Here is a 25,427-nt window from a genome sequence, read left to right on the forward strand (position 1 = left end):
GGTTTACCGCAGTATAAAGGCGGTGAAGAGTACGTCAGTGATGACCTGTTTCGGTTTGCCAGCGATCAGCGGCGGGCTGAGTACTTCTTTGATCTGGGCGATTAACTGCTGTTTGCCCTCTTCACTGCTGAGTTTATCGGCCTCCTGGCGGGAGAGCAGCATCAGCAGACGGCTGCGGACTTCTGGCAAATAGTCATTCAGTTGTTTGCGTGTTTTATCATCTGGCAAACGCAGTGTGATACCGATGTAAAGCACACGATCGGGATTATTCTCCGGATTGACCAGATTAACGGTGAAGGTATCCAGCGACATAAAAACCGGTGCCACAGAGGGTTCTTCTTTTACCGCCTGCAGGTCATTTATATGCTGAAGTTGCCACCAGCTGTAGCCTGCGGCCGCACTGGCGATCACAGCGATCAGAAGCAGAATGATGACCAACAAAGGGCGTTTTTTCGATGATGATGGAGGAGAATCCTGAGCCATAGCTAAATCAAATTCCTGTTAATCCATCCGCCGTTCCTGATGCGGCGGACATGGGGTGCAGCGTGACCGCACGCGTGATAATAGAGATATTATCGCGTCTGTTCTGGTGGCTAATCACCAGAACAGATAGGTAAATCACGACTAATTTGCTGGTTTGAAGCCATTCAGGCGAAAATATCAACCCCACCAGCGGCCTGACTGGCCATCCGTTGTAATGTTTCCGGTGTATTGATGACGGAAGCCGGTGTCTCCTCGCCGGAAGGCTGACGAGCATAACCGCTCCCCGCTCCTCCCTGAGAAGCTTGTTGATTTTGCTGGCCTTGCTGCCATTGCGGCGTCGGCTCTCCGCCGACACTGCTCTGCCCAAGCTGAATGCCGCTTTCTGCCAGTGCCTGACGTAACTGTGGTATCGCAGCTTCGACGGCGGCACGTACCTGTCCGTGAGCGGCGGCGATATGCAGTTGCGCCTGGTTATCGTTCATATTGAGGGTGATCTGCAGCTTACCCAGTTCTTCAGGGTGCAGGCGCAGTTCAGCACTGTGCTGACCATCACGCTGGAACAGTAAAATTTGTTGATTTAATGCCTGCTGCCACTCGGGAGTGCCCAACGGAGCGCTGAGCTGCGACAAGGTGGCCGCGGGGGCGACATTGGCCGCCATGCTGGTGGTCTGGGGGGCGGGCGTCAACAGTGTGCCCGCCAGTGGTAATGGTGTGTCGTTGATCGCCGATACCTGGGGCAACGGACTGTCATTGCCAGCCGGGAGCGGTGTCGCTGTCTGGGCGGCGGTATTGGTCACGCTTACCCGTGGACGGCTGGCATCCGGCGCCGGCGCTGAAGGGGGTGTCATGGCCGGTTGTGCCGTGACCGGTGAGCTTACAGCGGCGGATGGCACCAGGATAGCTGCCTTGAGATCGCCAGGCAAGGTATCTTCCGTTAGCGGGCTGACGAGTTGCGATGTTGTCCGTTGATCATCACTAATGTCGCTGTTCAGCAAAGCCGTGACCGGCAGCGCATCATCGTTAATCCCAGGTTGTGGCACAGTCGATACCGTCTGTAACGGTGCGATAGCCACGCTCGGCTGTAGCATGGCGTACAGTGCCTGTAGCGTGGCATCATCAGCGACAGCCGGTAAGGTCAGTGAGTGATCCATGACCTCATCAGCCACGCTGATCGGCATCTCTTGTTGATCGCTGATCAGTGACGGGATCATGCCGGGTGTTAATAGCGTGGCATGTTGATCGGCGATCGCCGAAAGGTCAAGCAGGGGATCGGCGGACTCAGCGCCCTGATCATCCTCGTCGATAACCGCGATAACGTTTTTATCCTTGCTGATATTGGCCGCCAGATCATCCGCCAGCCGTTCAGCGAAAACTGATGAAAACAGCGACTCCTCGGCTCCCTGAGCGGGATCAGCCGGAGTGCCAGCATCACTGAGGAGTGAAAGTGTCGAGAGTATATTCAGATTCATTAAGGAGCACTCCGGTAGGCGCTACGTTGCGCAAACTCATCCATCATCTTCTGGTCACGCTTGTTTTCCTGCTGCTGTTCAGCATCGCGTGCGCGCGTATGTAACGTGTCAAAGGCATTCAGCCGTTGCTGTTTGGCCTGCCACTGCCTGGCGGCAAGATCCACTTTCTGCCCCCATTGCTGTAATTGCTGGCGTTGCTGTTCAATCGCCAGATCCAGCGTAGTGATAAACTGTTGATAGTTCTGCCAGCTTGCACTGGCCATGCCGTCACAGAGCGTATGGTTAAGCTTCTGACAATATTCATCCTGGTAGTTAAGTAATTGTGTCAGTTGCTTTTCCGCTGCCTGCTGCGCCTGGCGCGCCTGCCCCAGTTGTCGCTCGGCCTGTTCTACCTCATCTTGTGCCAGATTACGCAAGGTAATCATTGGAGAGTGTGATTTCATGATGTTCAGCCTCTGATGACGTTAAGCAATTAACTGCTGTAGCTGTTGACAGGCATCGTCATAGTTGCAGCGTTCAAAAATATCTTGTTGCAGATAAGTCTCCATACGCGGATAGAGCGTGATGGCTTTATCCAGTAGCGGATCGCTCCCGGCGGCATAAGCCCCGACATTAATCAAATCGCGGTTACGCTGATAGCTGGCCAGCATCTGCTTAAAATTACGGATCCGCCGGTAATGATCTTCGTTAATCAGCGCGGTCATGGCACGACTGATCGAGGCTTCAATATCGATAGCCGGATAGTGGCCCGACTCCGCCAGACGGCGTGAAAGCACCACGTGACCATCAAGAATGGCACGGGCAGAATCGGCGATCGGGTCTTGTTGATCGTCGCCTTCTGTCAGTACGGTATAAAACGCGGTGATCGAGCCACCACCACTGACCCCGTTCCCTGCCCGTTCGACAAGCGCCGGAAGTTTGGCAAATACGGAGGGGGGATAGCCTTTAGTGGCGGGCGGCTCACCAATGGCCAGGGCGATTTCGCGCTGTGCCATCGCGTAGCGTGTCAGCGAATCCATAATCAGCAACACATGCTGACCACGATCACGAAAATCTTCAGCGATCCGTGTGGCGTAAGCGGCTCCCTGCATGCGCAATAACGGAGAAACGTCAGCCGGTGCGGCAATCACGACTGATCGTGATCGCCCTTCAGCACCGAGAATATTTTCAATAAAATCTTTTACCTCACGACCACGCTCGCCGATCAGCCCAACGATAATCACATCGGCCTGGGTATAACGGGCCATCATGCCGAGCAGGACACTTTTCCCCACCCCGGAGCCAGCAAATAGCCCCATTCGCTGGCCACGCCCGACGGTCAATAGGCCGTTAATCGCGCGTATACCGACATCCAGTACCTGTTCGATCGGGGTACGTTGTAACGGGTTGAAAGGGGCGGTCGTCAGCGGAGCGCAGTAACCGGTTCTCGGTGAGGGCAGACCATCGAGGGGTTTGGCGCTGGCATCCAGTACCCGACCGAGCAGCGCTGGGCCGAGCGGCAATTGTTTGCCTTCGTTTTTTCCTTCCTGAGTGGTATGCGCGCAGACTCTGGCACCGGGAACAATCCCTTCGACCTCTTCCAGTGGCATCAGTAATAGACGTTGATCATTAAAACCAACCACTTCACTTTCTACTTCCTGAATATGGCCATCGTGTTTGCGCTCAATAAGGCAGGTGGCACCGAGGGGTAATTTTAATCCCGTGGCCTCCAGTACCAATCCGGTAGCGCGGATCAATCGGCCATAACGGCGCACGAGGGGAGTACGGGTGATCTCTTTTTCCTGCGCATCCAGTGCGCTGAGCCACTGTCCAAGTCGTCCGGTCATTACACCTCTCCAGGTGCCACCAGATGGCACAGTTCACGCCAGCGCGTGGCGAGACTGGCATCGAGATCACCCTCTTCGGCACTGATTTTACAGCCACCAGGATGAAGTTCACCATCTGCCAGCAGACGCCAGCCGTGCATACTCAGGGTGTTGCCTAACTGTTGCTCCACCCGGGTATAGTCTTCTGGACTGACCCGTAATTGTGGATGACCATTTAGCATCGGCTCTTGCTGAATAAATTGCTGAATTTGGGCGATTAAGGCCGTGCCATCGCAAACCGCGGGCTGACCGAGTACCTGTTTTGCGGCGGTCAGCGCTAACTGCATCAGGCGTGAGACTATCACGCTGTCCAGTGAGTCGAGGGTTTGCTGAAAGTCATCGACCAGTTGCTGCCAGCGTTCGGTAATCGATTGCTGTTGCTGTTGTGCCTCCAGAAGCCCCTGTTGATGACCCTCTTGCCGTCCGGCCTCAAAGCCAGCGTCGTAACCTTGTTGCTGACCTTCACTGTAGCCTTGTTGCTGTGCCTGCTGACGCAGGGTCGCCAGTTGTTGTTGATATTCGGCTTCTGCTTTTGCTTTTGCTTTGGCTTCAGCATCGGCTTGCGCCGCGATGTCGTTATTAGCCTGTTCAGGCACCACCGATAGGGTGTCATCGGGCAGGGGGGATTGATATGCGCCCAGGTCTTTCAGTGACCACGGCTTCCAGAGCTGTGGGTCAATTTGCTTAGGCTTATACATAGGTATCCTCACCACCACCAATGATCATTTCGCCACTTTCCGCCAGACGGCGCACGATCAACAGAATCGCTTTCTGTTCGGTTTCTACCTGCGACAGACGTACCGGGCCGTGATTGGCGAGGTCGTCACGCAGAATATCGGCGGCACGTTGCGACATATTTTTGAGGAATTTTTCGCGCAGCGGTTGTGCCGATCCCTTGAGCGCGATGAGCAGCGATTCGTTGTCCACATCCTGCAACAGACGCTGGATACTGCGATCGTCGACATCCACCAGGTTTTCGAACAGGAACATCTCGTCGATAATTTTTTGTGCCAGCTCGCCATCGTATTGACGCATGACCTCGATAGCCGCTTCGCTTTGCTGCGTTTTCATCAGGTTGATAATTTCGGCAGCAGTACGTACACCGCCCATTTTGCTGCGCTTCAGGTTCTGGCCATCCAGCAGATTGTTCAGCACTTCGGTCAGTTCTGCCAGCGCCGCAGGCTGTACCCCGCCAAAAGTGGCGATACGCAACATTACATCGCTGCGCAGGCGTTCGTCGAACTGGGCCAGAATATCGGCCGCCTGGTTGCGTTTGAGATGCACCAGAATGGTCGCGATGATCTGCGGGTGCTCGTCACGAATAAGATCGGCGGCACTCTGTGGCTCCATAAAGTTGAGCGCTTCCATACCACTGGTGGTATCGCGCGATTCGAGAATGTCTTCCAGCAGGCTGGAGGCGCGCTCTTCACCCAACGCTTTGACCAGCACAGTGCGCAGATAGTCGCTGGTGTTGATGTTCAGCACAGCATATTGCTCCGCATGATCCTCAAATTCATTGAGTATTTCGTCGAGCGATTGGTTGGAAACCTGGCTCATTCCCGCCATCGTGGTACTTAATAGCTGGACTTCACGTGAAGAGAGGTGTTTGAACACCTCGGCGGCACGATCTTCACCCAATGTCATGAGTAAAATGGCACTTTTTTCGGTTCCTGACAGACTCATAGTTCGTTACTCATCCATTGGCGTATCACCAGAGCGACGATACGTGGGTCTTTATCAGACAGCTCACGCACTCGCTGGCTCTGGACTTCAGTATTAGCACGTTGTTGCGCACGTCGGCGCTGTTCCTGTTCATGATGTTCAGGCATCACCGCATCGTTACCAGAAGAGGCAGCGGCGGCGGCAGTCGCGGCCATTTTCATGACCGTCTGATGTTGTTGCAGTTGCGGTTTGATCCATTTCCGCCACAGCAGCCACGCAATCAGCATGACGATCAGGTAGCGCCCGATATCAAACACCTTGTCGATGAACATCGGCGTTTTCCAGAACGGCAATTCACCCTGAGCACTATCGAGATCGGTAAACAGGGTATTGACCACCTGGAGGGTATCACCACGCGCACTGGAGTAGCCCATGGCTTCCCGCGTCAATGCTTCTATCTTCTCCAGTTGCTCCTTGCTGATGGGTTTGGGTTTGCCGTCTTTATCAACGCCCTGATAGTTAACCACTACCGCGACCGATAAGCGGGCTACGGAGTTTGATTTCTGTTGAATATGACGGATGGTACGATCCAGTTCATAGTTGGTGGTCGCATCATGACGACTATTTAATATCCCGTTATTGCTGGTAGTGGTGGTCTTTGCCGTCGCAGGTGAACTGGCAGGCGGGTTACCGGCTGGAGTATTTTGCGTATCACCTTTGTTATCTTCATCCGCTTTGGCAGTTTCAATCGGCGCGGTGGCTGGCGGTGTAGGCTGATTCGTCAATGCGCCTGGCACACCACCTGCCTGAGTGCCGCCGCGTTGTTCACTGTCGCTGGTTTGTCGTGAGCGAATGGCGGCTTTATCAAGCTGTTGGTTTGGCTGATACTGCTCTTCGGTTTGTTCACGATGGGAGAAATCGATCTGTGCCGTGACCTGAGCCCGGACATTGGCAGCACCGACGATTGGCGAGAGGATCGCTTCAATCCGGCGCTGGTAGCCACTTTCTACCTCATGAGTATATTTTAGCTGACTAGCGTTGATATCCCGGCCTTGCGCACTGGAGTGAGTCAGCAGACGCCCGGCCTGATCGACGATGGTGATTTTGTCGGCGGGCAGATTAGCGACACTGCTGGATACCATGTAGACGATGGCACTGATTTGCTCATCATCCAGCGCACGACCATTTTGCAGCGTCAGGGTCACGGAGGCCGACGGTGATTTTTGTTCGCGGATAAACAGCGACGGTTTCGGCAGTGCCAGATGAACACGGGCACGCTGAACCGGCCCCAGTGACTCAATGGTACGTGCCAGTTCGCCTTCAAGTGCACGCTGATAATTTATCTGCTCGCTGAACTGACTAATGCCGAATTTTTCCTCATCCAGCAACTCAAAGCCGACAGCGCCCCCTTTCGGCAATCCTTGTTGAGCCAGACGTAAGCGGACTTCATGAACCTTTTCTTCCGGTACCAGTAACGCTGAACCATTTTCAGCAAAGCGATAGGGAATATTCATCTGGGTGAGCTGAGTCACGATAGCTCCCCCATCCCGATCATTAAGGTTGTTGTACAGCACCCGGTAGGTCGAATTTTTCGCCCATAATAGTAAGGCAACAACAATCGCTATTGCCGCAGCGGCGCTGATCAGCAACGAAACTTTTGGATTAGTGCGCAGGCGATGCAGGATGGTTTGCAGACCATTGTCATTCTTTTCGCCCGCAGTGATCGTAGCGTTCATGGGCGACAACCTTCAACGAAAAACATGTTCTTGCTCAGGTGACAAGAGGGTTTCCTGACCGATTGATGAAGGATATGGTTAGCGTTATGTGACAAAGCAGACTCCCTGATACACATCTTTATCTGAATAGCATCGCAATAGTGATATCCCCATGACGGGGCATGCCATTATTTGTTGTCCTGCGTTGGTTTAATGGCAGGATTAACTGATATTTTTTATAGCTACTTATTCATTTCACGGAAGAATGAACATGATAGGGTGGCGATAAGTATAAAAAGTGCTGAATGCCGCGTGCTATTCAGCAGCCGACTAAGAAAACAGAGGACAACATGGCGATTCAGGGTATTGAAGGCGTACTGCAACAGATGCAGGCGATGGCCATTCAGGCTGGGCCGAAAGGGCCAGAAGTACCTGCACATCATGTCAGTTTTGCCAGCGAACTGAACGCGGCACTGGGAAAAATCAGTGATACTCAGCAAGCAGCCTATAAACAGGCGCAGGATTTTGAGCTGGGGGTTCCCGGTGTCAGTCTGAATGATGTGATGGTGGATATGCAAAAATCGACCGTGTCACTGCAGATGGGGATTCAGATGCGTAATAAGCTGGTCGCCGCCTATCAGGAAGTGATGAATATGCAGGTTTAGCGCCTGACTCATCAGCGCCGTTTATTCCCGGTAGTTACGCTACCGGAACTTCAACTCAGAGCCTGTTCTTTCAGGCTTATTTGCTCGCCATTCTGGCACCGGTCCGTGCCCGGCATGCTCACCGACTACCTGTACGCTGCGTTTTCTTCGCGCTACCTGTGGCCAACGTATTTGCACTAGCAACAGCAGGCAAAGGATCAGTGGCGAATCTGCGTTAGCTCGTCTTCTGTCAGACCAGTCATTTTGATAACCGTATTGCGGTCGATACCGTTCTTCAGCATGGTGCGGGCCACTTCGAGCTTTCCTTCCAGCTTTCCTTCATGGCGACCTTCCAGTCTGCCTTCATGGCGGCCCTCAAGCCTGCCTTCATTGAGGCCCTCCAGTCTGCCGAGCTGGATACCTTTCTGAATACCCTTCTGTTCAAGCTGTTGTGCGATGGTCATAAGAGTGTCTCCGTGTTGCGGCACACGCTGTGCCAGTTCGCGTACCAGGGCTTCGGTGTCGGCTGTTTCGCCCGCGTCGGGTAAGGATACGACATTACTGTCGTATCCTCCCCTAAGAACGGAGCGTGCGAGTTTCCCCGCACTCCGCTCAAATCTCTAGAAGCTCATCTTGTTTGATTGAGCCAGCATTCTGACTGTGTATTTGTCGATGGCAGTTAGGATGAAGTAGAATCAGATTACTTAGATGATCTTTTCCACCTTCACATTTTGGGATCAAGTGATGTATGTGCCAGCCTGACTCCTGTGAGATTTTCTGGTTACATGCAGGGCAGAATGTTCCTTGCCGTTTCCATAATTCTACAACTTTTTTCCTTCCATGCTGACTCTGTAACCAAAGATAATCCATGCGTTTTTCAAAGTAAGGCTCCCAAGCTGGATCGTATGGGTTTGCCTGACCTTTTATCTTTACATGACGCTTTATTGGTGTGGAAGATGCCAGCTTGAGCGTATGTACCTTCCCTTCAACATCCCTGTCACTGAATATCCAGTCTTTCATATCCTTTCTTATGAAGTACCGTTTTTTTATCCAGAGACAGTTCTTTTTAGGGTGTCTTCTTCTACACCAACGCCATAGCCTTTGCCAGATTTCATGATCAACACGACAAAAAATAACTTTTGAGTTCACATGTCGGTGATAGTTTACCCAACCTATAATAATGGGATTGAGTAATCTGATCAGGTTGACTTGTGTAACCGTTTTGTTATTTTTAACAACTCCGCGTATCTTATTAAGGAAAATTTTCAGGTTCTTCTTTGATGGTTTTATGATTAACTTACCATCGTACCTTCTGATATTTTGTCCTAAAAAATCGAACCCTTCCGCTACATTTGTTATCCTGGTTTTCTCTTGTGACAGAGTAAGTCCTCTCTTTGCCATAAATGCTTCAATGATTGGTTTTACCTCATTTTCAAGCAATTCCGGTGAGATACCAGTACAGATGAAATCATCTGCATAACGTACGTAGTTTACCTTGTGACTGTTGGCCTTTTTTGTTCCTTTCCGACCAAAGTGATCGATAAGTTCCTTTTCCAGACCATCAAGGCACATATTTGCCAGAACAGGAGAGATAATACCGCCCTGTGGCGTTCCGGCCTTTGTTTGGAAAAAAGCTCCATTTTCCATGAATCCAGCTTTCAGCCATTTCCTCAGCACTTCCTTATCCATAGGGATATTAGAAAGTAACCAGTCGTGGCTGATGTTGTCAAAGCAACCTTTTATGTCCCCTTCCAGTACCCAATCTGCTGCGATCTTCCTCGCAAGGAGGATATGCAACTGAACAATTGCATCAGCCGTACATCTGGCTTTTCGAAACCCATAGCTGTTATCGTCTGCTGTTGATTCTGATACTGGTTCAAGTGCCATCAGGTGTAAAGCCTGCATAGATCGGTCAAGCATCGTCGGTATCCCTAAAGGTCGGCGTTTGCCGTTTGCTTTTGGGATATAGATCCTTCTGAGAGGACGTGGTTTGTAGCCTGTCTTTTTCAGAAGTACGACGGCTTTCCATTTTAAAGTCGGGGTTGTCCATACTTCGCCATCAACACCGGGGGTTGTTTTCCCCTTGTTTTCAGTAACTCGTTTTATAGCAATTATTTTTGCTGAAAAGGAGCGAACAAGCATACGCTGTAAAGATTTAACCTTGCGCCACTGCTTATTCCTGGCTGCTTTCGCGATACGTAACTGTAGTTTTCTCACCAATCGGTAATGAATTTCCCAATCAATCGAGTGCCATCCTTCAAGGCGCGGAGCCGCAGATACATGGGGAAATGTATTCATCTTGCCTGCTCCCTTTTGAAAACTTTACAGCTATTTTCACGATTAGAGACTCGACGGAAGTCTGCATATTTTCATATTAGGGCAAAGTTCGAACCCTTATTCGCTCCATTACAGAGTGACATTCGCTTTTTCCGCCATCCTTTACCCGCATAACTAAAGGCTTTCCTTACGGTCAGCTTGCCCATTAGGCAGTGATACGGGCTTACCGAGTTCCACTTAACATACAAGTTCTGGGTTAGGTTCTGTCTGTCCGCCGGTGATTCTGATGCCCATGTGTTCTTTGTACAAAGAAGAACAGCCTGATCACTTACCTTTTGGTTCAAGCCTGTCATCATCTTTGGCTTGTTCTATCTAACGACGTTTATCAACAGTTCACTTGTGTTAACCTTGCCAGACAGCCAACTTTCTATCTGTGTGATGCTCACAAATAACAAACATACCTCACGGTTGTCCGCCATATTTACTGGAAAGCGATGTCTCTGAGGCTTATCCACCTTCCGTTACCAGAAAGAAGATCTCAGATAGGCTACTACTGATGGGACAGTAGGTTTTATAGAATTTACTCTTAAAACAATATGTTAAGCGACTTCTCGTCGCACCTGTACGATATAGTGTACCAGTGATACGACCAGCGATGAAGAAAGATATCCGGCCAGTAAAATGGGCACCAGCCGATCGACCAGTTCGGCCATATCCCGCTGATGAATATGCTTTTGTAGCAGTGTCAGGGCGGCCATACTGCGGTGGTCTGCGATTTCATCATCGGGAATAACGGTAACATCGACCAGCGGAAAAGCCCGGCTGTAGAGCTGGTTAGCGAGTGCTGGATCATCAAATTCGTCCAGCCAGTGGGTGGAGTAGGGATAGGGGGTGCGTTTACCGGTATAGAACAGTAGCGGTATCACCAGTGGCAATTTCTTGTGCCCGGCCTCAAGATGGCGCTGCATGGCCGCCACGGCATAGCGAATGAGACGAAAGGCCATGTGTTTGTCTGGCGTCGACTGGTGTTCCACAAGGACGTGAATGTACCCATCGCCAGTGCTGGTTTTCAGGCTGTAGAGAATATCGCTGAAATACTGACGGAGATCATCCTCGACGAATGAGCCGGATTCCAGCTTCAGGGTGCTGAGATCGCAAATGGCGCGCAGTTCTGTCGGCAGATGGATCTCCATAAAATCACGGGCAACATCCGGTTGCGTCAGAAACTGCCGGAATGTGGCATCGTGGGGAGTGGGGGAGCGGTTTTTCATCATCATCCCTGGGTTGAAAAATGACAGGGAGATATTATCACAGTCTGAATTATTGGGTGAGAAATCGATTGCTTAATAATACCAACGACAATAAACAGGCCGATAGTTGAGAAATCCTGTCGGCACTGTTTTTGAGTGATGATAAATGAAAGTTATCTGACTTGTGGTTCGCCGGGCAATAACATGCTGCCACTGAGTTCGCTATAGGTATGATTCACCGCTTGCTGACGAATGGATTGTGTTATCAGGGTTTTCAGTTCATCCATCCGCTGCTGCATCAGGCGTCTGATCTCGCTTTCATTGGCGAGGATCTGCTGTAGCATCGTGTTGAGTAGCTCTTGCTCAGCGGACTCAGCCAGGGCTTCGCTGGCAGAATTGGTGGTATTTTCTACTGCGGTGATGTAGGCAAGCTCAAGCTCAATCAGCTTTTCCCACTCGCCAGCTTGTGCGAAATTGAGGATCTGCTGACTGAAGACATGAACCTGCTGCCAGGCCGTGAAGAGCTGTGGGTTATCCATTATCACTTGCCCCCTTGCGATGGTTGCGCTATCGGATCGATCTGTCGCCAGGCATCAGCGATATTTTCCAGCAATGTCACGACCTCTTCAATAGCGGCACCGTCGTTGCGCAGATTGGCCTGCATCAGCCGCTGGATCATATAATCGTACAGTGCCATCAGGTTATCGGTCAGTTCGCCCCCTTTCTGCGGATCGAGACCGCTTTTCAGACCGTTTTCAATAATATTAATGGCTTTCGATAAGGCAGTCCCTTTTCCCGCAATATCACCTTGTGCCATCAATATTTTTGCACGCAACAGGGCGCTCAGTGCGCCATCGAACAACATAGTGATCAGCTGGTGTGGGTTAGCGCTTAAAGCATTGCTTTCGAGGCCAACCTGAGCATAGGCTTGTGTGCCGCTACGGTTATACATCTGTTTTTTTTACCTGATTAAGAGGTTTTAAACTGTTGCGCCAAATAGTTGCTGGTACTATTCATCTTGGCCATTAAGGTATCCAGCTGAATAAACTGTTGTTTATAACGCTCAATCGTCGCCTCAATGCTGTCGCTTACAGCGTCAATCTGCTGATTCAGACGATCGAGGGTATTGTTGATACTCTTGGTCGAGGTCTCGATGATGCCGCCACTCTTGGTATAGTTCTCGATTTCGTTATGCAGAACCGTCGCCATACCGGTATCTTTACCGTTACCTACGAAGAAATTGCTCACCTGATCCGGTTTTTCTTCAATCGCTTTTTTCAGTTTACTCTCGTCAACCGTTAGTTTGCCGGTTTTGGCATCGGTGGAAATACCGAGGTTGCCTAATCCCTGCAGCTCCGGATTATCCTGGGCGCTACTGAGGATATTTTTAATGGATGACTGAACACCACGAACCGTGCTATCGCCGAGCAGGACACCATTATCGTTTTTCTGCGCCTCACCGGTTTTGACGGGCGTGTATTTGGTCAGCGAATTAAAGGTATCCAGCAGCGCGTTATAGCTGTTTACCCACTCTTTAATTTTGTCGGTGGTCTGGGTTTTATCGGCACTGATCACCAGGTTTTGCGTATCGCCGGGTTTGGTGGTGCTTTTCAGATCGATAGTCACCCCTTGCAACGCATCACTGATCGAGTTAGTGCTGCGTTTGATACGGGTGCCATTGACCACCACTTCCGCATCCTGTGCCGCCACCGTCTGCTGCATGCTGTTACTGCTGCTGGTCGGATCGTAGTTCAGTACGTTGCCCAGCTGGTTATCGTTGTTAACCTTTAATGAAACGGTATTGCTCTCACCGGTGGTGGAAGAGGTGATCGCTAACTGATAATCGTTATCACCGACACGGATAATACTGGCGGTAACACCGGCATCCGCATTGTTGATCGCGTCGCGCATTCCGGTCAGTGAGGTCTGATCATCGCTCAGATTGATGGTCGTCTCTTTACCACCGGCTTTGATGGTCAGTGAGCGGTCGCTGACACCAGCGGCGCCTAATTTCGCGTCCTGATCGCTGATACTGGCCTGAGTCGTCAGGGTCTGTGCCTGCGCAAGGCTCACCACTTCTACCGCATAGTTACCCGGCACCGCTTTATCATTGGTGGTTACTTTGAACGCCGCATGTTCGCTGGCGGTGGTGTTCTTAAAGAACTCCGGTTTCGATATCTCTTTGGTTAAATTATCAAATTTTTCTAACGCGCTTTTCAGCGTGCCGTAGCCGGTAATCTTTGCTTTGTAGCTGGCTTGCTGCGTAGTGTAAGGGATCAGACGTTGCTGTTCAGCTTTGCTCATGCTGACCAGTAAGCTATTCAGATCCAGTCCAGAGCCAATGCCCAGGGAAGTGACGCTTGCCATGATGAATACTCCTCTTTGAATGACAGGGTGGTATTTGCTATTGCCGTTATCGGCGCGCGGAAAAAAAAGTTTATCGGCAAAGAGAAAAAACGACGGGCAATATAGAGAAGAAAATAGCCGTTTGATGGCGCTGTCGATGAAAAGTTATAAAAATGGCTAAAGATTTGTGGATTAGCAGACGATATCAGTGGGGACGGCAATTACAGCCGAAGTTAAAAGGGCCCGTTGGTTGCGACGGGCGCAATAAATAGACTCGTAAGGAAATAATTATGGCACAAGTCATTAATACTAACAGCCTCTCCCTGATGGCTCAGAACAATCTGAACAAATCTCAGGCTTCTCTGGGAACGGCGATCGAGCGTCTCTCTTCCGGTCTGCGTATTAACAGCGCCAAAGATGATGCCGCAGGTCAGGCAATCTCTAACCGCTTTACCGCGAACATCAAAGGGCTGACTCAGGCATCACGTAACGCGAACGACGGTATTTCTCTATCTCAGACCACAGAAGGTGCCCTGAACGAAGTTAACGACAATCTGCAAAACATCCGTCGTCTGACTGTTCAGGCGCAGAATGGCTCTAACTCTGCCAGCGACCTGAAATCCATCCAGGATGAAATCACTCAGCGTCTGGCTGAAATCAACCGTATCTCTGACCAGACTGACTTCAACGGTGTGAAGGTACTGAGCAAAGATCAGAGCCTGACCATTCAGGTGGGCGCAAACGACGGTGAAACCATCGATATCGGTCTGAAGCAGATCAATGTAGAAACGCTGGGACTGACCGGTTTCGACGTAACTATCCGTGGACCGGTTGCCGGACAGGAAATCGCTGATGGCGCCAAGATTAAGGTCTCTTCACCTGCGGAAGGTGCACCGACAACGGTTGCTTATGATAAAGCAGGTAGTGCCTTAGCGGACGGTAAAGTGCTGGTTTCGGGTAAAGACGATAAAGGTGATGATGCCTTGTACGTTCAGACCACCGATACTGACGGGAAGAAAACCTACAAGCTGGCAACTGTTGCAGCTGATGGTAAAGTCACCGAAGGGGATGACGTCACCATGCGTGAACCGCCGATCGCTAAACTGGATGCGGCACTGTCTGATGTCGATCAGTTACGTTCTGCTCTCGGTGCGGTACAGAACCGTTTCGATTCTGTTATCAACAACCTGAACAGCACGGTTAACAACCTGTCTGCGTCACAGTCCCGTATCCAGGATGCGGACTACGCGACAGAAGTGTCTAACATGAGCCGCGCTAACATCCTGCAACAGGCAGGTACTGCGGTACTGGCACAGGCTAACCAGTCTACCCAGAACGTGCTTTCTCTGCTGCGTTAATGATCCGCAGTTGTGTGATAGTCACTATCACGCATTAACCGGATGTGAAACGAACCCAGTGTGCCTTGTGCCGCTGGGTTTTTTTAGTTTATCTGACTGCCATTTACGCAATAAAAAGATGAAAAAATGGCTAAAGAGAGTTCACATTCTGGTCGATATAGTAAAGGACGGCAATGAATGCCGGGGTAGATTCACCCAAATTAATCGCTTTTCGTTACCGGGTGTGTAACGAATACTTAAGGAAGATATATCATGGCACAAGTCATTAATACTAACAGCCTTTCTCTGATGGCGCAAAACAACCTGAATAAATCTCAGGCCTCTCTGGGAACGGCCATTGAACGTTTGTCTTCTGGTCTGCGTATTAACAGCGCAAAAGACGATGCCGCAGGTCAGGCAATCTCTAACCGCTTTACCGCGAACATCAAAGGGCTGACTCAGGCATCACGTAACGCGAACGACGGTATTTCTCTGTCTCAGACCACAGAAGGTGCCCTGAACGAAGTTAACGACAACCTGCAAAACATCCGTCGTCTGACTGTTCAGGCGCAGAATGGCTCTAACTCTGCCAGCGACCTGAAATCCATCCAGGATGAAATCACTCAGCGTCTGGCTGAAATCAACCGTATCTCTGACCAGACTGACTTCAACGGTGTGAAGGTACTGAGCAAAGATCAGAGCCTGACCATTCAGGTGGGCGCAAACGACGGTGAAACCATCGATATCGGTCTGAAGCAGATCAATGTAGAAACGCTGGGACTGACCGGTTTCGACGTAACTATCCGTGGACCGGTTGCCGGACAGGAAATCGCTGATGGCGCCAAGATTAAGGTCTCTTCACCTGCGGAAGGTGCACCGACAACGGTTGCTTATGATAAAGCAGGTAGTGCCTTAGCGGACGGTAAAGTGCTGGTTTCGGGTAAAGACGATAAAGGTGATGATGCCTTGTACGTTCAGACCACCGATACTGACGGGAAGAAAACCTACAAGCTGGCAACTGTTGCAGCTGATGGTAAAGTCACCGAAGGGGATGACGTCACCATGCGTGAACCGCCGATCGCTAAACTGGATGCGGCACTGTCTGATGTCGATCAGTTACGTTCTGCTCTCGGTGCGGTACAGAACCGTTTCGATTCGGTTATCAACAACCTCAACAGCACGGTTAATAACCTCTCTTCCTCACAGTCCCGTATCCAGGATGCGGACTATGCGACGGAAGTGTCGAACATGAGCCGTGCCAACATTCTGCAACAGGCCGGTACTGCGGTTCTGGCGCAGGCTAACCAGTCTACCCAGAACGTTCTGTCTCTGCTGCGCTGAGCACTCCTTGACACAAGGGGATCTTCCCCCTGTAGCGGATAAATCACAAGGGAGTACCGCGATGTACTCCCTTATTTTCTGACAGGCTCAATCGTACCTGCGGTGTTATCGCCGCCGCCGGTTTGCGCCCATTGCATTAAACAGCCATCGTTTTGTATCGTTGTTCCGCCAGTTGGCATCTTTCCCCCTCCGCATAATGGCATTGATTGTTCTCTTCACAGGTTTAATCAATCGTGAGTGATCTGTATACCGCTGAAGGCGTAATGGATAAAAATTCCCTCTGGCTGCGCTATGCCCCGTTAGTGCGTCATGAGGCGCTGCGTCTGCAGGTGCGGCTGCCGTCTTACGTCGAACTGGATGATTTGTTGCAGGCGGGCGGCATCGGACTGTTAAATGCCGTTGAGCGCTATGATGCCCTACAGGGAACCGCCTTTACCACCTACGCGGTGCAGCGTATTCGCGGGGCGATGCTGGATGAGTTACGCAGCCGTGACTGGGTGCCACGCAGTGTACGTCGCCATGCGCGGGAAGTGACAAAAGTGATGCAGCAACTCGAACAACAACACGGCCGTCCGGCCAGCGAGCCAGAAATTGCCAGTGCGCTGAATATTTCACTGGAAGAGTACCGACAGATCCTGTTAGACACCAATAACAGCCAGCTCTTTTCCTGGGATGAGTGGCATGATGAACATGGTGATAGCGTCGAAAACGGGATCGAAGCGCATCCGGAAGCGAATCCGTTATATACCTTGCTGGAGGAGAATATGCGTCAGCGGGTGATTAACGCCATCGATATGCTGCCTGAGCGAGAGAAAATGGTGCTGACCCTGTATTACCAGGAAGAGCTTAATCTGAAAGAGATTGGCGCAGTGCTGGAAGTGGGCGAATCCCGTGTCAGTCAGTTGCACAGCCAGGCTATCAAGCGTTTACGGGCGCGGCTGGCCAATGAACCCTGATCATCCTGCCCCTCCTCCCTTGACCCGGAGAGGCAGGGTAACCCAGCGCTTATGGCGCTGAGCGTTTTTTCAGCTGCCATAGCAGGCAGAGTAAGCCCAGCATCAGTGCAAGATAAATCATCACGTAAGTCCCCTGCTGCTGGCGTGCGCTGAGATCCGGATCGGCCACCCACGCCAGAAAAGCGGTGATATCTCTCGCATACTGCTCTTCCGTTTCGGCAGCTTGCAGTGGCGGCTGCCACTGGATATCGCCGTCGTTCAGCGGTTTTGCCATATTGATTACGCCGCCAGGAAAGTAACGATTGGTTTTCATTTCGTCATCATCGGGCAAATAACCGATTAGCAGGGCGAAAACATAATCGGCACCCTGATCGCTATAGGGCACAAAAGCATCCAGTAAAAACCGGGGAAAGCCGCGATCATAACTGCGGGCGCGAACGATATAACTCAGGTCTACTGGCTCGGCACCATGATTAAGATACCGTGCCTCCTGGACATTGAGAAAAGGGGAGATAAAGGTATCATTCAGCGTTCCAGGGCGCTCCGCAGGCTGACCATCCTCTTTAATATCCGTAAACTGATAGCCGCTGGCGATATTTTGTGCCTCTTCGGTGGTCAGCTCCGGGCCACCCGCGCGAGTTAGCTGGCGAAACGTCAGGTATTTGATACTGTGACAGGCTCGGCACTGGCTTTCATACACCTGTAAACCGCGCCGTAGCTGCGCTTTGTCATACTGTCCGTTGATACCGCTAAAGCTCCAGTCTTGCCTGACCGGGGTCAGCTCTTTGGCCCCACACAGACCGGTTATCAGCAGTGATCCACAAAAGAGAGTGAAGGATAATAGTCGTTTCATTATCACTCCTGTTTTTCGAGAAAACGGCGGCAGGGTAGCACGATTAAAAACCAGGCAAACCAGATGAAAGTGGAAAGTTGCGAAGCGGCGCGGGTCCAGCCCTCTGCATTGTAAAAACCGCCAGTCAGATCAGGCCCGGTCAGCGCTTGCGAGCCGAGCCAGCCGAGGAAGCAGGCATTGATCACCCACAGCCAGAAGCCCCATTTGACAAGGCGACTGTAATGACGGAAACGGGCGCGCGAAGTATCCAGCCACGGCAGAAAATAGAACACGAGGATCGCGGCGCACATCGCGATTAGCCCGGCTAACTCATTCGGAAAACAGCGGAGGATAGAAAAAAAGGGCAGGAAGTACCACTCCGGCGCCACCTTCGCTGGCGTTACCAGCGGATCGGCAGCAATAAAGTTATCGGCACTGCTCAGATAGTGGGGCGCAAAGAATAAAAACCATGTGAACAGCATCAGGAACAGGGTGATTTTGATCGCGTCGCTATGGGTGATGGTGTAATCAAACAGCAGACGACTGGACTCTTTTGGACTGAAGGTTTTTTTCATCGCCTGCGCAAACGCCGCGCGTACCGTGCGGATATGGAACAGCATGACCACGATGATGACGAAAGGAATAATAAAATGCAGGACAAAAAAGCGACCCAGCATCGCGGTTCCCGGGGTATAGCCGCCAATGATATAGTGATAAAGCGTCTCGCCTACCAGCGGGATATCGCGCACAAAGTGAGTGATAACGGTGGCCGCCCAATAGCTTTTTTGTCCCCAGATAAGGCTATAACCGAGAAAGGCGGTGATCATCAGCAGCAGATACAGCGTCACGCTAATCAGCCACATTTTTATCCACGGTTTACGATACACGCAATAGTACATAGCACGAAAAATATGCAGATAGCAGGCAAAGAAGAACAGTGACGCGCCAATCGCGTGGATATCACGCACCCGCTCACCCTGTTTGACCGTGCGCATGATATGAATGATCGAGTCAAACGCCTGCTCCGCCGTGGGGACATAAAACATCGCCAGAATGATACCGCTCACGATCTGCACGCCGAGCATGAGCAGTAAAATAGCCCCGATAGCGAAAAGCCACATCCCGGCCACCGAGCGGGGAAAGGGGATGCGCAGGCGAAGTGACGAGAAAGAGAACCCTTTACCGCTCATCTCAGACTGCCTTTACGCCAAGGCGTAGTGTTTGACCGTCGGGATAAAAGGCGTAGTCCGGGATCGCCAGATTGGCCGTTGCCGGGCCGCGCGTGACCCGTCCCGAGGTATCGAACTCAGAGCCGTGGCACGGACATACCCAGCCCTGCCCCCCGGCTCTGGCATTGGGTACGCATCCGGCATGAGGACAAACCCCCTGCACCACCAGCCACTGAGGATAAGCGCTGTGAACCCGCTCGCCATCGGCCTGAGGATCGAGCAGTTGTTGTTGATCGGCCATCTGCGCGGCGGCAATTTCATCCGCAGTACGATGATGGATGAAAACCGGCTTTCCCTGCCAGACTCGCCTGATGGTTTGCCCGGCGGCAATATCGGTCAGCGGAATGTCGATCGGCTCACCCTCAGCGACGGTTTTTTCATCCGGGCCTAAGGCACAAACCAGCGGCCAGACCGCCGCCGCGACACCGGCGGCACCGACTATCTTAGTGATGTTACACAGGCATTGCCGACGCTGTTGCTGAATCTCATCGCCACTCTTTTTGTTATCTGCCACCGCATGTTCTCCCTGCAAATCACCGCTTACTGCTGATCGATACGTGAATAAATTTGCTGGAAGCGCTTATTGGCGACCCCCGGCGCTTTGAATGCACGATAGCTATCTGGCAGCGTGGCATCGCCGACTTTAATCATCATCACCATACCCATCGCATAATGCGGTGAACACTTAATGCCGTAAAAGCCCGGCTGGTCATACTTGACTTCTATCTCTTCGTCGATTTTGCCGACAAAGCCTTTGTAGCCCGCTGGAGAGAGTTCAGCGATCGAAGCCGCATTATGGCTTTTATGGGTACGAATAAATTTGACGCTATCGCCCGGCTGAATCGCCAGATAATCCGGCTCATAGACCATCGGCCCTGCTGCGCCCCGATTTTTCATCAACACTTCGTAGGTTTGTGCGAAAGCGGAAGTGCTTATCGCCAGTAAACATAATATCTTCAGACCCTGGCTAAGATATTTCATAAGTGACTCCTTAGTATTAATACGGTTTGTGATAACGAATAAAACAGCTTATTCCTTCTGGATCATGCTCAACCGTCGCTTCAACGGCGAACCAGGCGCGGAGGTTTTCGCGGTTAAAAACCTGAGCGGGGGAACCCTGCATCACAATACACCCATCCTGCATCACGATGATACGATCACAAAACATGGCGGCATGGTTAAGGTCGTGCAGGGCGGCGATAATCGTCAGTTGTTGCTGTTTTACCAGATTGAGCAGGCTTATCTGGTGCTGAATATCAAGATGATTTGTCGGTTCATCCATCAACAGTAACTGTGGCTGTTGTGCCAGTGCTCTGGCGATATGCAGGCGCTGTTTTTCACCACCGGAGAAGGTATGCCAGTAACGGTGTTGCCGCTGATGGAGACTCACTTTTTCCAGCATGGCTTCGACAATCTCGTCATCTTTCGTCGACCACGGGGTGAGCAGGCTCAGCCACGGTGTGCGACCGAGGGCAACCGCCTGGAAAGCGGTCAGTCGCTCGCTGGTGTCCGCCTGTTGTTCGACTAAGGCGATCTGTTGCGCCAGCTGGCGACGTGAATAGTGCGTCAGCGCCTGGTGTTGCAGGGTAATGCTGCCCGCCGTCGGTTTACGCAACCCCGCCAGCAGTGAAATCAGCGAGGTTTTGCCGCAACCATTGGCACCGATAATCCCGACAAACTCGCCACGATTGACGCACAGCGAGACATGATCAACGATGTTTTTACCTTTCACCTGCCAGCACAGATCATGTGTGGCGATAACCTCGGCTGCCTCAGTCCCTTGCGGTTGTTGACAATGGCGGCTCATCGGATCGGCTTTCCTCTTATCAGAATGATTGAAAACGCCGGGGCACCCGCCAGTGCGGTGATCACGCCGATAGGCAGTACCTGTCCTGGCAACAAAGTACGCGAGATGACATCGGCAATAATCAGGAAAATAGCCCCGATTAGCGCACTGACTGGCAACAGACGATGGTGCTGATTGCCGACCAGCAAGCGGGTAGCATGGGGGATCACCAGACCGACAAAACCAATCGCCCCGACGATCGAGACCATAATCGCTGTCATCCCGGTCACCGCGACGATCAGCACGGTTCTTGTGCGTTTAACCGGAATACCCAGCGCCGCCGCCGATTCGCTGCCAAAAGAGAAAGCATCCAGATGACGGGCACAGGCAAAGCAGACAATCAGCCCCACCAGGGTTGTCGGCAATGCTAAAAACACATCCGGCCAGCGTACCCCACTGAGGTTACCTAGCAGCCAGAACATGATGCCACGCGCCTGCTCCGCATTGGCCGAGTGAGTGATAACCAGAGAAGTGATGGCGTTGAAAAGCTGCGAGCTGGCGATACCGGCAAGAATGATTTGACTGGTGATCGCGCCGCCGTGCCTGCCACTGGCCGCTGCCGCCAGTAAAGCGACGAATAAAAACGCCATCAGCGCTCCGAGGAAAGCCCCGGATGACATGCTGATCAGCCCGGCGCCCAGCCCGGTGAGGGTGACCAATACCGCCCCTGTGGAGGCTCCGGCAGAAATGCCCAGCAGATAGGGCTCAGCCAGCGCATTGCGTAACAGCGACTGGAGTACCACCCCGGATACCGCCAGGCAGGCACCACAGCAGGCTGAGACAGCAGCACGGGGCAGGCGATAGCTCCAGATAATACCGGCATCCAGCGGGTCGACAGGATAGTGGGTATCACACAGCTGGTTGGCCAGGGTGCTGAGGACATGACGCCAGGGAATAACGGTTTCGCCAATCGAAATCCCCGCCAGCAGGGCACAGCACATCAGTATGCTGACCCCAAGGGCATAGCCACCGACTCGCATCGCCAGTCGGCCAACAGCGTAACGTGTTCTGAGCGAATCACGCATCATCAATAATGTTCCTGATTATCCGGACGCTATACCCTTTATGCGGGCATAGCGTCATACATCGATTAGCTGGGGATTAGCTGGGGATTAGCTGGCTGGCTGTGAGCGCATCAGGCCATATTTGACCAAATCATCCGCGAGCTTCTCTAAGCCATCGATCGTTCTGATCCCGGCATTCATGGTCTGGACATCAATCACCGGCAGATGGTTATCTTTGACCGCAGGCAGCAATTTGGTCACCGGGTCGGATTTCAGGAAGTCCATCTTGACATGCCAGTCATCGGCCGGGAAACGGCGACGACTCATTTCACCGAGGACAATCACCGACGGATTGGCTTTGGCGATGGTTTCCCAGCCGACAGTGGGCCACTCTTCCGCTGAATCAATCACGTTTTTTATCCCCAGCGTCTCAGCTATCCATGCGGCCGGCCCCAGTTTTCCCGCAACGTAAGGATCAAGTTGCAGATCGGCACTGGAAAACCAGAATACCGCCGAAACCTGATTCTCGTTATGAGCGATTTTCTTTTTCGCTACTGCGGCTCTCGCCTGGAGGCTGGCAATCAGCGCATTGCCTTTCTCCTGGACATCGAATATTTGTGCCAGGTCGCTGATTTCCTGATACACCAGTTTGATATCAAACATATTCTTACGCACGCCGTCGCCGCCATCGTTGTTATCTTTGGCACAATCAGCGGGGGCGGTATAGACCGGGATCTTCAGCTCACTAAACTGTTCATAAGAGGCCACCGTACCTGCCGGGCCAATTTGCCACTCAAACTGACTGGCGACCAGGTCAGGCTTTTTAGCCACGATACCTTCAAAGCTGGGGATATTTTCGGCAATCAGCGGCACTTTTTTATTGACCGCCTGATAGGCGTCCGGCACCGGGCCAAACCACAGCGATGTTCCGGCAATATGATCCGCCAGTCCCAGCGCGTAGAGAATTTCGGTACTGTTCTGGCCGACGGTCGCCACTTTTTGCGGTGCCTGTTGAAATGTAATATCGCGGCCACAGTTTTTAATTGTCAGTGGATATTGCGTTTTGGCGGCGCTGGCAAAACCGGAAGTCAACAATAAGGCGCTGACGCTGGCAATCGTCAGAAATGTTTTTTTAGCACGGAAAGAGAAGATACGGGTGTGCATGAATTATCGTCCTGTGAATATAACAGCCTGGCGAGCTGAAATTTGTGTTATATCGGGCGGGGCAATGACGATAAATGACTGACAGGCAGGCGTGCAGTGGCAGAATCATTATCGGTAAAAAAAGCCCCGATAATGTTGCGGAAAATCTTTTTCCACCCACGATACCCTATGTCAAAAAATCATCTGATGGATCACCCCGTCCACTGCATGATAAAAATAGTGATAGCAGGTCTCCTGACTTACAGTAATCAGAATATTAGCCTTCCCATAAAGATATGCTTTACAATGACCTGCGGTGAACTAACCGCACATAAGGATATTCCGCATCCGTTTACAGTTGCGGGGGCAGTTATGGCATTGAAATCAATCATTCGCACCATATTCCAGTTCAGCAGCACCATAATAATGCACTGAATTGCTATCAATAATGATTCTAATGACCGGGGGGAGGCCCGTCAATCACTTAAAAAAATGCAGGTCAGTGTTAATTTATTTGTCAGCAAAACGTAATAAATATTAAAGAATAAATAATGACCAGATATTATTCGCATTCTGCATCGGCGCTAAATCTTTTAAATTAAAAACAGTGAGCACAGTCAAAAAATTATAAATAATGATCGGCGGTTTTATCTGATAATGTGATCTCTCGCGCCATATGCACCAGTTGCCATTGATCGTGCATATCCATAATGACCTGAAAATGGTTTCGTAACCAGAACGGATAACCGCCAGGTAAAAAATGATGGGTATGTAAATATAAAGTTTTGTAGCCCTGTTGCTGACAAAATTTTTCTGCCGCCGCGAATAACTGACGACCAATGCCTTGCTGACGATAATGTTGATCGACATAGCAGCGGCAAATCTCTGCTGTCGTGGATAAAGCAAAACGGCCCTGCAACTCGGTGATGCGGTCATCGTACTGGCAGACAGCAAGGGTCGCGATTAATTGCTGATCTTCACGCCACGCGCCGAACAGGATATTTCTTTGCGGCACAATAAACTGGCGTTCGAGATGAAAAATGTCCTGATCGGCCGCGGGCATCTCGCCACTGCGGTTGAAAAATAACTGCAGGTGTTTAAAAAGGAATGCCCGTACGGCCGGAATATCGGCGGTTGTCATCGCGCGTAAGGTAAAAGGTATCATCATCATGTTCCTGATTGGCCCATCTGGGCGCTATTATGTGCTATTCTGCCGCAGTGCCGTCGCCGCTATTCTCTTCTCCTGTCGGTGATGCGATAAACCTGCGCTAAAGAAAGCAGCACAAAACGTGTGACCCGTCGTGCTGCTGTGTATAATAAGGTCGTATGTAATCTCTTTTTTGACATTCACATACCAAACGTTCATGGCTCAAGGCACACTGTATATTGTTTCCGCGCCGAGTGGTGCGGGTAAATCCAGCCTGATTCAGGCTTTATTGAAGAACCAACCGCTCTATGATACTCAGGTATCGGTATCGCATACCACACGTGCGTCACGTCCGGGTGAAGTTCATGGTGAACACTATTTCTTTGTTAACCATGAAGAATTTCAAACCATGATCAGCCAGAGCGCATTTCTTGAGTACGCGGAAGTCTTTGGCAACTATTATGGCACTTCGCGCGAAACCATCGAGCAGGTGCTGGGGACCGGGGTCGATGTGTTCCTGGATATCGACTGGCAGGGGGCGCAACAGATCCGACAAAAAATGCCGGATGTACGCACTATTTTTATCCTGCCGCCCTCAAAAGATGAACTGGAGCGTCGTCTGCGTGGTCGTGGTCAGGATAGCGAAGCCGTCATTGCCAGACGTATGGCACAGGCGGTGGCAGAGATCAGTCATTACGCTGAATATGATTATCTGATTGTCAACGATGATTTCGCCACCGCATTAAGCGATCTGACAAACATTATTCGCGCTGAACGCTTGCGCATGAGTCGCCAGAGGCAGCGGCATAGCGAGTTAATCAGCAAGTTGTTGGCAGACTGAAGCACATTCAGTATTATGCCCAGTCATTTTTTCATCTGTT

General features: G+C 51.4%; 25 protein-coding genes, 1 pseudogene and 1 riboswitch. Of the genes and pseudogenes, 5 read left to right on the forward strand and 21 right to left on the reverse strand.

The window, feature by feature from the left end; all coding sequences use genetic code 11:
* Positions 1–3: 3 nt before the first annotated feature.
* From fliL to fliF, 7 genes are all read right to left on the reverse strand, one after another.
* Positions 4–483, reverse strand: a complete 480-nt coding sequence (gene fliL / locus PT300_03220; GenBank protein ID MDF7679673.1) for a flagellar basal body-associated protein FliL — start codon at positions 481–483, stop codon at positions 4–6.
* Between the two features lie 164 nt (positions 484–647).
* Positions 648–1,952, reverse strand: a complete 1,305-nt coding sequence (locus tag PT300_03225) for a flagellar hook-length control protein FliK (protein ID MDF7679674.1) — start codon at positions 1,950–1,952, stop codon at positions 648–650.
* Positions 1,952–2,395, reverse strand: a complete 444-nt coding sequence (gene fliJ / locus PT300_03230) for a flagellar export protein FliJ (GenBank protein MDF7679675.1) — start codon at positions 2,393–2,395, stop codon at positions 1,952–1,954. The genes PT300_03225 and fliJ overlap by 1 nt, the downstream gene beginning before the upstream one ends.
* Before the next feature lie 21 nt (positions 2,396–2,416).
* Complete coding sequence (fliI, locus tag PT300_03235; protein ID MDF7679676.1) at positions 2,417–3,778, reverse strand: flagellar protein export ATPase FliI; 1,362 nt, start codon at positions 3,776–3,778, stop codon at positions 2,417–2,419.
* A complete protein-coding gene (gene fliH / locus PT300_03240; protein MDF7679677.1) occupies positions 3,778–4,515 on the reverse strand; it encodes a flagellar assembly protein FliH in 738 nt (245 codons plus the stop codon). Before fliH ends, fliI begins: the two co-directional genes overlap by 1 nt.
* Positions 4,508–5,500: a flagellar motor switch protein FliG gene (gene fliG, locus PT300_03245; protein MDF7679678.1), complete on the reverse strand. Its 993-nt coding sequence runs from the start codon at positions 5,498–5,500 to the stop codon at positions 4,508–4,510. Before fliG ends, fliH begins: the two co-directional genes overlap by 8 nt.
* The gene (gene fliF / locus PT300_03250; protein MDF7679679.1) at positions 5,497–7,215 is read right to left on the reverse strand and encodes a flagellar basal-body MS-ring/collar protein FliF; all 1,719 of its coding nucleotides are present in this window, start codon (positions 7,213–7,215) and stop codon (positions 5,497–5,499) included. The genes fliG and fliF overlap by 4 nt, the downstream gene beginning before the upstream one ends.
* A 329-nt stretch (positions 7,216–7,544) precedes the next feature.
* Here fliF and fliE point away from each other — a divergent pair, with 329 nt between their 5' ends.
* Entirely contained in the window at positions 7,545–7,859 is a 315-nt protein-coding gene (fliE, locus tag PT300_03255) for a flagellar hook-basal body complex protein FliE (GenBank protein MDF7679680.1), read from the forward strand.
* A gap of 197 nt (positions 7,860–8,056) precedes the next feature.
* On the opposite strand, the gene PT300_03260 is transcribed toward fliE, so the two are convergent.
* The 6 genes and pseudogenes from PT300_03260 to fliD all read right to left on the reverse strand — a co-directional run bounded on the left by PT300_03260 (position 8,057) and on the right by fliD (position 13,732).
* Positions 8,057–8,302, reverse strand: a complete 246-nt coding sequence (locus PT300_03260) for a hypothetical protein (GenBank protein MDF7679681.1) — start codon at positions 8,300–8,302, stop codon at positions 8,057–8,059.
* A 148-nt stretch (positions 8,303–8,450) separates the two neighbouring features.
* Positions 8,451–10,136: a group II intron reverse transcriptase/maturase gene (gene ltrA / locus PT300_03265; GenBank protein ID MDF7679682.1), complete on the reverse strand. Its 1,686-nt coding sequence runs from the start codon at positions 10,134–10,136 to the stop codon at positions 8,451–8,453.
* Positions 10,137–10,735: 599 nt separating this feature from the next.
* Positions 10,736–11,392, reverse strand: a pseudogene (locus tag PT300_03270) (Rpn family recombination-promoting nuclease/putative transposase).
* A gap of 146 nt (positions 11,393–11,538) precedes the next feature.
* A complete protein-coding gene (fliT, locus tag PT300_03275) occupies positions 11,539–11,904 on the reverse strand; it encodes a flagella biosynthesis regulatory protein FliT (protein ID MDF7679683.1) in 366 nt (121 codons plus the stop codon).
* Positions 11,905–11,906: 2 nt separating this feature from the next.
* Entirely contained in the window at positions 11,907–12,317 is a 411-nt protein-coding gene (gene fliS / locus PT300_03280) for a flagellar export chaperone FliS (GenBank protein ID MDF7679684.1), read from the reverse strand.
* 17 nt (positions 12,318–12,334) lie between these two features.
* Positions 12,335–13,732 (reverse strand): flagellar filament capping protein FliD, encoded by a 1,398-nt coding sequence (fliD, locus tag PT300_03285; protein ID MDF7679685.1) that lies wholly within the window; start codon positions 13,730–13,732, stop codon positions 12,335–12,337.
* Between the two features lie 269 nt (positions 13,733–14,001).
* Between fliD and PT300_03290 the strand changes: the two genes are divergently transcribed.
* From PT300_03290 to PT300_03300, 3 genes are all read left to right on the forward strand, one after another.
* Entirely contained in the window at positions 14,002–15,069 is a 1,068-nt protein-coding gene (locus tag PT300_03290; GenBank protein MDF7679686.1) for a FliC/FljB family flagellin, read from the forward strand.
* A gap of 252 nt (positions 15,070–15,321) precedes the next feature.
* Positions 15,322–16,389: a FliC/FljB family flagellin gene (locus PT300_03295; GenBank protein ID MDF7679687.1), complete on the forward strand. Its 1,068-nt coding sequence runs from the start codon at positions 15,322–15,324 to the stop codon at positions 16,387–16,389.
* Between the two features lie 233 nt (positions 16,390–16,622).
* Positions 16,623–17,345 carry an RNA polymerase sigma factor FliA gene (locus PT300_03300; protein ID MDF7679688.1) on the forward strand — a complete coding sequence of 241 codons (723 nt, stop codon included), beginning with the start codon at positions 16,623–16,625 and terminating at the stop codon, positions 17,343–17,345.
* Positions 17,346–17,394: 49 nt separating this feature from the next.
* Here PT300_03300 and PT300_03305 read toward each other — a convergent pair whose 3' ends face one another.
* From PT300_03305 to PT300_03340, 8 genes are all read right to left on the reverse strand, one after another.
* Entirely contained in the window at positions 17,395–18,198 is an 804-nt protein-coding gene (locus tag PT300_03305; protein MDF7679689.1) for a cytochrome c1, read from the reverse strand.
* A 2-nt stretch (positions 18,199–18,200) separates the two neighbouring features.
* Positions 18,201–19,367 carry a cytochrome b N-terminal domain-containing protein gene (locus tag PT300_03310; GenBank protein ID MDF7679690.1) on the reverse strand — a complete coding sequence of 389 codons (1,167 nt, stop codon included), beginning with the start codon at positions 19,365–19,367 and terminating at the stop codon, positions 18,201–18,203.
* Between the two features lies 1 nt (position 19,368).
* Positions 19,369–19,920: a ubiquinol-cytochrome c reductase iron-sulfur subunit gene (gene petA, locus PT300_03315; GenBank protein ID MDF7679691.1), complete on the reverse strand. Its 552-nt coding sequence runs from the start codon at positions 19,918–19,920 to the stop codon at positions 19,369–19,371.
* Between the two features lie 26 nt (positions 19,921–19,946).
* Positions 19,947–20,387 carry a pseudoazurin gene (locus PT300_03320; protein MDF7679692.1) on the reverse strand — a complete coding sequence of 147 codons (441 nt, stop codon included), beginning with the start codon at positions 20,385–20,387 and terminating at the stop codon, positions 19,947–19,949.
* A 16-nt stretch (positions 20,388–20,403) separates the two neighbouring features.
* Positions 20,404–21,213 (reverse strand): ABC transporter ATP-binding protein, encoded by an 810-nt coding sequence (locus PT300_03325; GenBank protein MDF7679693.1) that lies wholly within the window; start codon positions 21,211–21,213, stop codon positions 20,404–20,406.
* Entirely contained in the window at positions 21,210–22,280 is a 1,071-nt protein-coding gene (locus PT300_03330; GenBank protein ID MDF7679694.1) for an iron ABC transporter permease, read from the reverse strand. Before PT300_03330 ends, PT300_03325 begins: the two co-directional genes overlap by 4 nt.
* Positions 22,281–22,364: 84 nt before the next feature.
* Positions 22,365–23,420: an ABC transporter substrate-binding protein gene (locus PT300_03335; GenBank protein ID MDF7679695.1), complete on the reverse strand. Its 1,056-nt coding sequence runs from the start codon at positions 23,418–23,420 to the stop codon at positions 22,365–22,367.
* A gap of 206 nt (positions 23,421–23,626) precedes the next feature.
* Positions 23,627–23,850, reverse strand: a riboswitch (cobalamin riboswitch).
* Positions 23,851–24,024: 174 nt separating this feature from the next.
* Positions 24,025–24,564: a GNAT family N-acetyltransferase gene (locus PT300_03340; GenBank protein MDF7679696.1), complete on the reverse strand. Its 540-nt coding sequence runs from the start codon at positions 24,562–24,564 to the stop codon at positions 24,025–24,027.
* Between the two features lie 199 nt (positions 24,565–24,763).
* Between PT300_03340 and gmk the strand changes: the two genes are divergently transcribed.
* Positions 24,764–25,387 carry a guanylate kinase gene (gmk, locus tag PT300_03345; protein MDF7679697.1) on the forward strand — a complete coding sequence of 208 codons (624 nt, stop codon included), beginning with the start codon at positions 24,764–24,766 and terminating at the stop codon, positions 25,385–25,387.
* Positions 25,388–25,427: the final 40 nt, after the last annotated feature.

It is taken from the genome of Enterobacteriaceae bacterium ESL0689, from assembly GCA_029433525.1.
Classification (GTDB): domain Bacteria; phylum Pseudomonadota; class Gammaproteobacteria; order Enterobacterales; family Enterobacteriaceae; genus JAQTIF01.

Bases quoted from the DNA above. Each gene is read 5' to 3' on its own strand.
- fliJ (MDF7679675.1), bottom strand. From the start codon at position 2,395: ATGAAATCACACTCTCCAATGATTACCTTGCGTAATCTGGCACAAGAT.
- gmk (MDF7679697.1), top strand. From the start codon at position 24,764: ATGGCTCAAGGCACACTGTATATTGTTTCCGCGCCGAGTGGTGCGGGT.
- fliH (MDF7679677.1), bottom strand. From the start codon at position 4,515: ATGTATAAGCCTAAGCAAATTGACCCACAGCTCTGGAAGCCGTGGTCA.
- fliD (MDF7679685.1), bottom strand. From the start codon at position 13,732: ATGGCAAGCGTCACTTCCCTGGGCATTGGCTCTGGACTGGATCTGAAT.
- PT300_03305 (MDF7679689.1), bottom strand. From the start codon at position 18,198: ATGAAACGACTATTATCCTTCACTCTCTTTTGTGGATCACTGCTGATA.
- PT300_03335 (MDF7679695.1), bottom strand. From the start codon at position 23,420: ATGCACACCCGTATCTTCTCTTTCCGTGCTAAAAAAACATTTCTGACG.
- fliS (MDF7679684.1), bottom strand. From the start codon at position 12,317: ATGTATAACCGTAGCGGCACACAAGCCTATGCTCAGGTTGGCCTCGAA.
- fliI (MDF7679676.1), bottom strand. From the start codon at position 3,778: ATGACCGGACGACTTGGACAGTGGCTCAGCGCACTGGATGCGCAGGAA.
- fliE (MDF7679680.1), top strand. From the start codon at position 7,545: ATGGCGATTCAGGGTATTGAAGGCGTACTGCAACAGATGCAGGCGATG.
- PT300_03290 (MDF7679686.1), top strand. From the start codon at position 14,002: ATGGCACAAGTCATTAATACTAACAGCCTCTCCCTGATGGCTCAGAAC.
- PT300_03340 (MDF7679696.1), bottom strand. From the start codon at position 24,564: ATGATACCTTTTACCTTACGCGCGATGACAACCGCCGATATTCCGGCC.
- PT300_03295 (MDF7679687.1), top strand. From the start codon at position 15,322: ATGGCACAAGTCATTAATACTAACAGCCTTTCTCTGATGGCGCAAAAC.
- fliL (MDF7679673.1), bottom strand. From the start codon at position 483: ATGGCTCAGGATTCTCCTCCATCATCATCGAAAAAACGCCCTTTGTTG.
- PT300_03310 (MDF7679690.1), bottom strand. From the start codon at position 19,367: ATGAGCGGTAAAGGGTTCTCTTTCTCGTCACTTCGCCTGCGCATCCCC.
- PT300_03330 (MDF7679694.1), bottom strand. From the start codon at position 22,280: ATGATGCGTGATTCGCTCAGAACACGTTACGCTGTTGGCCGACTGGCG.
- fliF (MDF7679679.1), bottom strand. From the start codon at position 7,215: ATGAACGCTACGATCACTGCGGGCGAAAAGAATGACAATGGTCTGCAA.
- PT300_03325 (MDF7679693.1), bottom strand. From the start codon at position 21,213: ATGAGCCGCCATTGTCAACAACCGCAAGGGACTGAGGCAGCCGAGGTT.
- fliT (MDF7679683.1), bottom strand. From the start codon at position 11,904: ATGGATAACCCACAGCTCTTCACGGCCTGGCAGCAGGTTCATGTCTTC.
- PT300_03225 (MDF7679674.1), bottom strand. From the start codon at position 1,952: ATGAATCTGAATATACTCTCGACACTTTCACTCCTCAGTGATGCTGGC.
- PT300_03320 (MDF7679692.1), bottom strand. From the start codon at position 20,387: ATGAAATATCTTAGCCAGGGTCTGAAGATATTATGTTTACTGGCGATA.
- fliG (MDF7679678.1), bottom strand. From the start codon at position 5,500: ATGAGTCTGTCAGGAACCGAAAAAAGTGCCATTTTACTCATGACATTG.
- ltrA (MDF7679682.1), bottom strand. From the start codon at position 10,136: ATGAATACATTTCCCCATGTATCTGCGGCTCCGCGCCTTGAAGGATGG.
- PT300_03260 (MDF7679681.1), bottom strand. From the start codon at position 8,302: ATGACCATCGCACAACAGCTTGAACAGAAGGGTATTCAGAAAGGTATC.